The sequence below is a fragment of the Brevundimonas sp. genome, assembly GCF_036400995.1.
In the GTDB taxonomy this organism is placed as follows: domain Bacteria; phylum Pseudomonadota; class Alphaproteobacteria; order Caulobacterales; family Caulobacteraceae; genus Brevundimonas.
Genome location: NZ_DASWWG010000078.1, coordinates 1 through 6,495 on the forward strand (window position 1 = coordinate 1; position 6,495 = coordinate 6,495).

Annotated in this window: 8 protein-coding genes; 1 reads left to right on the plus strand and 7 read right to left on the minus strand. The window is 70.5% G+C overall.

Going from position 1 to position 6,495, the window contains the following annotated elements:
* Nucleotides 1-7 precede the first annotated feature (7 nt).
* The 5 genes from lexA to VGE03_RS11380 form a co-directional block, all read right to left on the minus strand.
* The gene (gene lexA / locus VGE03_RS11360) at nucleotides 8-700 is read right to left on the minus strand and encodes a transcriptional repressor LexA (RefSeq protein WP_331046588.1); all 693 of its coding nucleotides are present in this window, start codon (nucleotides 698-700) and stop codon (nucleotides 8-10) included.
* A 94-nt stretch (nucleotides 701-794) separates the two neighbouring features.
* Nucleotides 795-1,301 (minus strand): hypothetical protein, encoded by a 507-nt coding sequence (locus tag VGE03_RS11365; protein ID WP_331046589.1) that lies wholly within the window; start codon nucleotides 1,299-1,301, stop codon nucleotides 795-797.
* A complete protein-coding gene (trpC, locus tag VGE03_RS11370; protein ID WP_331046590.1) occupies nucleotides 1,298-2,089 on the minus strand; it encodes an indole-3-glycerol phosphate synthase TrpC in 792 nt (263 codons plus the stop codon). The genes VGE03_RS11365 and trpC overlap by 4 nt, the downstream gene beginning before the upstream one ends.
* Nucleotides 2,086-3,120 (minus strand): anthranilate phosphoribosyltransferase, encoded by a 1,035-nt coding sequence (gene trpD, locus VGE03_RS11375; RefSeq protein ID WP_331046591.1) that lies wholly within the window; start codon nucleotides 3,118-3,120, stop codon nucleotides 2,086-2,088. Before trpD ends, trpC begins: the two co-directional genes overlap by 4 nt.
* A 1-nt stretch (nucleotide 3,121) precedes the next feature.
* Nucleotides 3,122-3,712, minus strand: coding sequence for an aminodeoxychorismate/anthranilate synthase component II (locus VGE03_RS11380; RefSeq protein ID WP_331046592.1), 591 nt, complete (start codon nucleotides 3,710-3,712; stop codon nucleotides 3,122-3,124).
* Nucleotides 3,713-3,820: 108 nt separating this feature from the next.
* Between VGE03_RS11380 and VGE03_RS11385 the strand changes: the two genes are divergently transcribed.
* On the plus strand, nucleotides 3,821-4,018 hold the full coding sequence (locus tag VGE03_RS11385) for a hypothetical protein (protein WP_331046593.1): 198 nt from the start codon (nucleotides 3,821-3,823) through the stop codon (nucleotides 4,016-4,018).
* Here VGE03_RS11385 and trpE read toward each other — a convergent pair.
* A complete protein-coding gene (gene trpE / locus VGE03_RS11390; protein WP_331046594.1) occupies nucleotides 3,994-5,484 on the minus strand; it encodes an anthranilate synthase component I in 1,491 nt (496 codons plus the stop codon). The genes VGE03_RS11385 and trpE overlap by 25 nt on opposite strands.
* A partial coding sequence (locus tag VGE03_RS11395) for a peptidylprolyl isomerase (protein WP_331046595.1) occupies nucleotides 5,481-6,495 on the minus strand: 1,015 nt, incomplete at its 5' end. The genes VGE03_RS11395 and trpE, both read right to left, overlap by 4 nt.

The window sequence follows — 6,495 nt, forward strand, 5'->3', positions numbered from 1 at the left end:
CCGAGGGTCAGTGATAGCGGCGGATCAGGCCGACCAGCTTGCCCTGAACGGCGACCTGATCGGCGCCGTAGATCTTGGTCTCATAGTTGCGGTTGGCGGGCTCCAGCGCGATCGAGGCGCCCTTCTTGCGCAGGCGCTTCAGCGTGGCCTGCTCGCCCTCGACCAGGGCCACCACGATCTCGCCCGACGAGCAGTTCTCGGTCGATTTGATGATTACCATGTCGCCGTTGAGGATGCCGGCCTCGATCATCGAGTCGCCCTCGATCTCGAGCAGATAGTGGTCGCCCGAGCCCAGCATGGCTTCCGGCACCGGATAGCGGGCGGTCTCGTGCTCGATGGCGTCGATGGGGGTGCCCGCGGCGATCTTGCCCATCAGGGACAGTTCGCGGGTGTCGTTGGCCGATTCGGCGGCGCGAGGGCGGCCGCCGCCCTCGATCACGCCGGGCTTGAAGCCCGCATGGCCGCGCGGGGCGCCCGCCGTGGCCTGTTCCGGCAGCTTGGTGACTTCCAGCGCCCGGGCGCGGTGGGCGAGGCGGCGGATGAAGCCGCGCTCCTCCAGCGCCGTGATCAGGCGGTGGATGCCCGACTTGGACGCCAGATCCAGCGCCTCCTTCATCTCGTCGAACGACGGAGACACGCCGGTCTCCTGAATCCGCTCGTGGATGAACATGAGCAGTTCGTGCTGTTTGCGGGTGAGCATGCAGACCTCGAGGCGAATCCGGTTTCCGGAACGCTAGCGGAACAAACCGCAAACGTCCACAAACTGTTCCTGAGGTGTTCCGGTTAAGGCAGGGTTACCGGGTTCGCTTGAAGTCGCCGCGCGGGCGCTGGTGCGGCGGCGGGAGGACGTCAAACTTCAGTTCGGCGGCGATTGCGCGGGCGATCTGATCGCCGTTTCCCACCAATCTGATGGTCGAAAGCTCGCGGGCCGAACCGTTGCGCAGGTCGAGCATCAGGCGGCCGGGCCTCCTGGTGAACAGATTTCCCGGCTTGAAGGCGACGCCGACTATGTCGTCCACGGGAAGGGGGGCGAACCAACCGGTCTGCTGCAGTCGCCCTTCCGCGATGACCAGATCAGGCGCGGGTTGGCGACGGATCATGATGACCCACCAGATCCCGACCCCGATCAGAAAGGGTGCGGACAGCAGCAAGAGCTGGTCGCGGACGGAGGCCTCTGCGGTGAAAACGGCTATCCCGCCGGGCCACAGCAGGGCGCGCCCGAGCCCGATCATGGACACGGCGAAGATCAGGGCGATGTACCAGCCCTCCTTTCGGCGGCTGCCCTTCGCGATGATCGTCATCCCAGCAACGCCCGCGTCGCCGCCTCGACGTCGTCCTGACGCATCAGGCTTTCACCGACGAGGATGGCCTGGGCGTGGGCGTCGGAGACCTGCTGGACGTCGTCCGGGGTGAAGATGCCGCTTTCGGCCACCAGCAGCGCCCGGACCGGGCTCAGCATGGCGAGGCGTTCGGTGGTCTCCAGATCGACCTCGAAGGTCCGCAGGGAGCGGTTGTTGATGCCGACCAGATCGCCGCCCAGCTTGCAGGCGCGGGCCATCTCGGCCTCGTCGTGGGTCTCGATCAGGGCGTCCATGCCGAAGCGTTCCGCCTCGGCCAGCAGTTCGGCGGCCAGCGTGTCGTCGATCATGGCGAGGATGATCAGGATGCAGTCGGCGCCCAGCGCGCGGCTCTCGGCCACCTGCCAGGGGTCGACCAGGAAGTCCTTGCGCAGGCAGGGCAGGGCGACCGCGTCGCGGGCGGCGGCGAGGAAGCTGTCGTCGCCCTGGAAGCTGGGACCGTCGGTCAGGACGGACAGGCAGGAGGCGCCGCCGCGCTCATAGGCCTTGGCCAGTTCCGGCGGATTGAAGTCGGCGCGGATCAGGCCCTTGGAGGGGCTGGCCTTCTTGATCTCGGCGATCAGGGCCGGACGGCCGGTGGCCTCGACTCTGGTTTCCAGAGCGGCGCGGAAGCCACGCGGGGCGGAGGCGAGGGCCGCGCGGGCCTCTATCGCATCCTGTGACAGAGCGGCTTTCCGGGCGGCGACGTCCTCGCGCTTGTAGGCGGCGATCCGTTCCAGCACGTCGGTCATGCCGTCTCCTCTTCCTCGATAGGCGTATTGGTGGCCTCGACCAGTTCGGCCAGGGCCCTGGCCGCGCGGCCGTCGTCGATGACGGCGGCGGCCTGGACCGCGCCCTCGGCCAGGTCGGCGGCCTCGTCCGCGACCACCAGGGCGGCGGCGGCGTTGAGCAGGACCACGTCGCGATAGGCGCCGGTCGCCCCGTCCAGCAGGGCGCGCAGGGCCGTGGCGTTCTCCTCGGCGTCGCCGCCGCGGATGGCGCTGATGTCGTGGCGGCAAAGGCCCGCGTCTTCAGGCGTCACGGTGAAGCGGCGGACGGCGCCGTCCTTCCATTCCGCCACCTCGGTCTCGCCGGTGACGGTCAGTTCGTCGAGGCCCTGACCGTGGACGGTCCAGGCCCGGATCGCGCCCAGACGGCCCAGCACCTCGGCCAGGGGCTCCAGCAGGCGGGGATCATAGACGCCCATGACCTGACGCTTCGCCTGCGCCGGATTGGAGAGCGGACCGAGCAGGTTGAACACGGTGCGGAAGCCGATCTCGGTCCGCACCGGCCCGACGTGGCGCATGGCGCCGTGGTAGGTCGGGGCGAACAGGAAGGCGATGCCGGCCCGGTCCAGCGCCCGCAGCTGCTGCGCCTCGGTCGCCTGCAGGTTCACGCCCAGCACCGACAGGACGTCGGACGAGCCGGATTTGGAGCTGAGGGCCCGGTTGCCGTGCTTGGCGACCTTCAGGCCCGCGCCCGCCAGCACCAGCGCCGCGGCGGTGGAGATGTTGTAGGTGTGCTGGCCGTCGCCGCCGGTGCCGCAGGTGTCGATCACCTCGTACGGATGGTCCAGCGTCAGGGCCGCCTCGCGCATGGCGGTGGCGAAGGCCGCGATCTCGCCGACGGTCTCGCCGCGGATGCGCAGGGCGGTGACGGCGGCGGCGACCTGGGCCGGGGTCGGCTCGCCACGCAGGCAGGCGGCGAAGAAGGCGTGCGCCTCCGCATCCGACAGCACCTGACCGTCGACCAGCTTGGCGAGCAGGGACTTCACCTCGGCCACGTCAGACCATCGCGGTCCGGCGCACGTTCGCCAGGTCGAGGAAGTTGGCCAGCAGGTCGTGGCCGTGCTCGGTGGCGATCGATTCCGGGTGGAACTGGACGCCGTGAATCGGACGCGTCTTGTGGGCCAGCCCCATGATTTCGCCGTCGGCGGTCCAGGCGGTGACCTCCAGCACGTCCGGCAGGGTTTCCCGCTTCACGGCCAGCGAATGGTAGCGGGTCGCCGTGAAGGGCGAGGGCAGGCCGCGGAAGACGCTCTTGCCGTCGTGCAGGATGGGCGAGGTCTTGCCGTGCATCAGGGCCTTGGCGCGAATGACGTCGCCGCCGAAGGCCTGGCCCATCGACTGGTGGCCCAGGCAGACGCCGAAGATCGGCATGTCCAGCGGCGCGGTGTCGATCAGGGCGAGGCAGATGCCCGCCTCGTTCGGCGTGCACGGGCCCGGCGACAGCAGCACCGCCTCCGGCTTCAGCGCCCAAGCCTCGGCCGCGGTCAGGTCGTCGTTGCGCACGACCTTGGTCTCCGCGCCCAGCTCCGCGAGGTAGTGGACGAGGTTGTAGGTAAAGCTGTCGTAGTTATCGACGACGAGGATCATGGCTCTGGTTCTAGGGACTGGAGGCCGTCAGGCCAAGCACCGGGGGTGCGGTAAGATGGCGTTAACCTTGTTGACCCGAATTGGGACGCTTCGACGGGGGAGGCTTGAATGGCCGACGGGATCCAGAAGGCGCGGGCTCTGCTGAATACGCCGGAGGCGGTGGCGGTCAGCCCCTGGGCGGCGCTCGGCGCGGCGGCCCTCGCGGCGTCGGCGGCGGTCCTGATGGCCGGGGTGATGATCCTCGGACCGGGCGTCCGCTTCACGGACGCCCCGCCGGTGTCTCAGGACCTGTTGCCGAACGGATAGCGCCACGCCTCGTCCGCGGCCCGCATGGGCGCGCGGGCCTTGGCCCGGGTCTCCGCATATTCCGCCGCCGGATTGCTGTCGGCGACCACGCCGGCGCCCGCCTGGACGTGGATCTGGCCGTCGGCGAACAGGGCCGTGCGCAGGACGATGCAGATGTCCGCCTCGCCGCCCGCCGAGATGTAGCCCACGCCGCCGCCGTAGCCGACGCCGCGCTTCAGCTCTTCCAGCTCGTCGATGATCTCCATGGCCCGGACCTTGGGCGCGCCCGACAGGGTGCCTGCCGGAAGCGCGGCCAGCAGGGTGTCGACGGCGTCCAGCTTCGGGTCGGCCACGCCCTGCACGTCCGAGACGATGTGCATGACCGAGCTGTAGCGCTCGACCACGAAGCTTTCGGTGACCTCGACCGTGCCCGGCGCGGACACCCGGCCCACGTCGTTGCGGCCCAGGTCCAGCAGCATCAGGTGCTCGGCCCGTTCCTTGGGATCGGCCAGCAGTTCGGCTTCCAGCGCCTTGTCCGCCTCGGGCGTCTCGCCGCGCGGGCGGGTGCCGGCGAGCGGACGGATGGTCACCCGGCCGTCCTTAAGCCGGACCAGGATCTCCGGGCTGGACCCGGCCAGCTGGAAGTCGCCGAAGTCCAGGAAGAACAGATAGGGCGACGGGTTCTGGCGACGCAGGGCGCGGTAGAAGGCCAGCGGGTCCGCGTCCCAGACCGCCGAGAAGCGGTGGCTGAGCACGACCTGGAAGATATCGCCGGCGGCGATGTACTCCTTGGCCCGGGCGACCATGTCGCCGAAGGCGGCTTCATCGACCGGCGAGGCGAAGTCGGGACCGGGGGCCTCGACCGGCACGGGCAGGGCGGGCAGGGGCGTGCGCAGGTCCGTTTCGAAGCGATCCAGCCGGGCGACGGCGGCGTCGAAGGCCGATTGCGCGTCCAGTCCGCTGTCCGGATAGGCGGCCGAGACCAGAACGATCTCGTGCTTCACCGAATCGAAGATGCCGACGATGGCCGGGCGGGTCAGGACCGCGTCCGGCAGGTTCAGCGGATCGGGGTTGGGCTCGCCCAGAGGCTCCAGCAGCCGGACCATGTCATAGCCGAACACCCCGAACAGGCCCGCGGCCATCGGCGGCAGGTCGTCCGGCAGGTCGAAGCGCGAGGCGGCCATCAGCGCCCGCAGCGAGGCCAGCGGGTCGTCGCCGTCGGGGGCGTACGCCGCCGAGGCGATCGCCGCCTCGCCGCGCGCCAGTTCCGGCTTGCGATCCCGGCAGCGCCAGACGACGTCCGGCTCGCGGGTGATGATCGAGTAGCGACCGTTGACGGCGCCGCCCTCGACCGACTCCAGCAGGAAGGCGTGCCGGCGGCCCCAGCCCACCTTGAGGAAGGCCGAGACCGGCGTCTCCAGGTCGTCGACCAGCCGGCGGACGACCACCTCGGACCGAAGAGAGCGGTCGCCGGCCGTGGACGTCATTGCGCCGGGGCGGTCGGGGTCGGCGTGGCCGGCGCGCCGGCGGCGGGCGTGGGCTCGAGACCCAGGGCCTGGCGGGCCAGGGCCAAGTCGTACTCGACGCCGACGCGCTCGGCGGCGCTGCCGATGGCGGTCTCGACCATGGCGTTGAGGTTGTCCGGGCCCATGCGCGGACGGAACTGCTCGGCCATGCCCGCCGCGAGGGTGGCATTGGGCGGCGTGACCTTGTCGGTGCGGCCGATCACGAAGCTGTCCTGGGTTTGCTGTTGCGAGAACACTTCATTGCGGCCCGAGGTGAACAGGCCGCCGAGCACGCCCTGGCCGCGAGCCTGGTCCTGGCGGCTCACGCTGGTCGCCGCGGTCACCGGCGCATTGACCGAGGCGGCCACCGCGGCGAGGTCCTCGCCACGGCGGATGCGGGAGGCCAGGGCCTCGACGCGGGTGTTCAGCAGGCGGGCGTTCTCGCGCGCCGTCCAGTTGGCGGCGAGCTGGGAGCGGATCTCCGGATCGGCCAGCGACGGCAGGGCGGGGGCCACGATGCGGTCGACGCGAACCACGAAATACTGGCCGCCGCCGGCCTCGACGACCTCGCTGACCGCGTTGGCGCCGAGCGACCACATGGTTTGCAGCAGCTGCGGCGGGGCGGTGAAGCCCGGCTGTTCGAGGCTCTGGCCCTCGCGGGTGACCAAAGGAATCTTCAGCGTGCGGGCGCCGACCTCGGCCACGGCGGCATCCAGCGACTTGCCTTCGAGGCGCGCCTTGTCGAACGCCTCGACGCGGCGGAACACGGCGGCGCGGGCGTCCTCCTGGCGCAGTTCCTGGACGACCTGCTCGCGAACGTCGTCGAGCGTCGCGGCCTGGCCGGGGGTCACGCCGGTCAGCCGCGCGACCACGAAGCCGACGCGGGCCTGGATCGGGTCGGAGACCTGGCCCTCGTTCATGCCGAACACGGCGGCGGCGATCGCCGGGTCGCTGACGGCGCTGCGCGGCGCGTCGGCGTACTGGGCGGGCTGC

Bases quoted from the DNA above. Each gene is read 5' to 3' on its own strand.
- trpC (WP_331046590.1), bottom strand. From the start codon at position 2,089: ATGACCGACGTGCTGGAACGGATCGCCGCCTACAAGCGCGAGGACGTC.
- VGE03_RS11385 (WP_331046593.1), top strand. From the start codon at position 3,821: ATGGCCGACGGGATCCAGAAGGCGCGGGCTCTGCTGAATACGCCGGAG.
- lexA (WP_331046588.1), bottom strand. From the start codon at position 700: ATGCTCACCCGCAAACAGCACGAACTGCTCATGTTCATCCACGAGCGG.
- VGE03_RS11380 (WP_331046592.1), bottom strand. From the start codon at position 3,712: ATGATCCTCGTCGTCGATAACTACGACAGCTTTACCTACAACCTCGTC.
- VGE03_RS11365 (WP_331046589.1), bottom strand. From the start codon at position 1,301: ATGACGATCATCGCGAAGGGCAGCCGCCGAAAGGAGGGCTGGTACATC.
- trpE (WP_331046594.1), bottom strand. From the start codon at position 5,484: ATGACGTCCACGGCCGGCGACCGCTCTCTTCGGTCCGAGGTGGTCGTC.